The 1,348-nt window shown below is 59.3% G+C and carries 1 protein-coding gene; it reads right to left on the reverse strand.

Features of this window, described 5'->3' with window-relative positions; translation table 11 throughout:
• Nucleotides 1-183: 183 nt before the first annotated feature.
• Nucleotides 184-1,224, reverse strand: a complete 1,041-nt coding sequence (locus tag ACWGS9_RS34860) for an IS110 family RNA-guided transposase (RefSeq protein WP_454509437.1) — start codon at nt 1,222-1,224, stop codon at nt 184-186.
• Between the last annotated feature and the right edge of the window lie 124 nt (nt 1,225-1,348).

A 1,348-nucleotide genomic window follows, 5' to 3' on the forward strand; every position in this document is an offset into this window, starting at 1 on the left:
CACTGGGCCTTCCCACCATGGGGGTCAGAAGAATGAGGTGGAACAAATCTATAGCTCGTCCTGATCGCGATAGGGATTGCGATCGGTACTAGCGCGACAGCGAACTCACCTCATCCATCGTCCGCGAAGGACATCTTTCCACGGGCAAGTGGAACTTGTTGTCTCCTTCCTTGATCGCCTTGGTCAGGAGGCAGCCGGCATAATTTCTTTCCTGGTCCAGCGGAACCCTGTGCCGTCCACCCACATGCGATGCATGATCACGGCCAGCCGACGTGCAAGCGCGACAATGGCTTTTTGCCGCCCACGCCGCTTGGCCACGTTCATTGCCCAGGCTTTCAGCCAAGACCATTTTTTCACGTTGGCCAGCAGGACCTGCGCGGCTTCGTAGAGCAAAGTCCGCATCATGCCGTCGCCACATAGCGAGATGCTACCGATGCGGCGGCTCTCGCCCGATTGGTTCAGCACGGGCGTTAGCCCCAGGATCGGCCCCACCGCTTTGGAGTTCCTGAACCGCTGAGGAACGTCGATTGTCGCGGTATAGGCCAGCGCCACGACAGGGCCGACGCCGGGAACCGTCATCAGGCGCCGACAGACCTCGTCATTCCTGACGATCGTCAGGAGTTTGCGGTGCAGCGTCGCAAAGTTCTCTCGCAGCTTCCGGCGCGCATCAAGCAGCGGCCCAACAATTTCGGACAGATCGAAATTTCCTTCCACGAGTTCGCGAATGCGCGCCTCGAACTTCACCGTGCCGACCACGCCGACCTTGAGACCGAAGTTGCGCAGTAGGCCGCGTAGGTCGCTCTCGATGGCGAGAGCCTTTTCCCACAGCAGCTTGCGTGCCGTCAGCAGCGCTCGGCGCTTCTGACTGGTCATCGTCTTGACGTGCACCGGCCGGTACAAGTTGACGCGCATCATCTGGGCGATGCCGCGCGCATCGTTGCGATCGCTCTTGTTCGGCTGCGCCTTGAGGAACGCTTTGGTGTGGCGGGTCTCGATGCAGATCGCCGGCAAGCCAGCGTTGGCCAGACCTTCGAACAGCCATTGCGACAAGGGCCCGGCCTCAAGCCCAATCCGCTCGATCCGCAAGGTCGGATCCTTGAGAACCGCGATGAGGTCATCGGGATGGCTGACGACTTTCACCTCGCGGCAAATCTTGCCGGTCTCGTCGACAATGCAAACAGAGGTCTCTTTCACCGAGACATCCAGTCCGGCATAATGTTTCATGCTGCGCTTCCTTTCCTGATGCTTGTGGCTGCTTGGACAGACCACGTTCTATCATCAGCTCGAAGCGCAGCACCTACTATGCCCTCTTCATCAAGGATGGGGCACAAGCCGAATACCCCATCTA

The sequence above is a fragment of the Mesorhizobium sp. Arg314 genome (genome assembly GCF_053714275.1).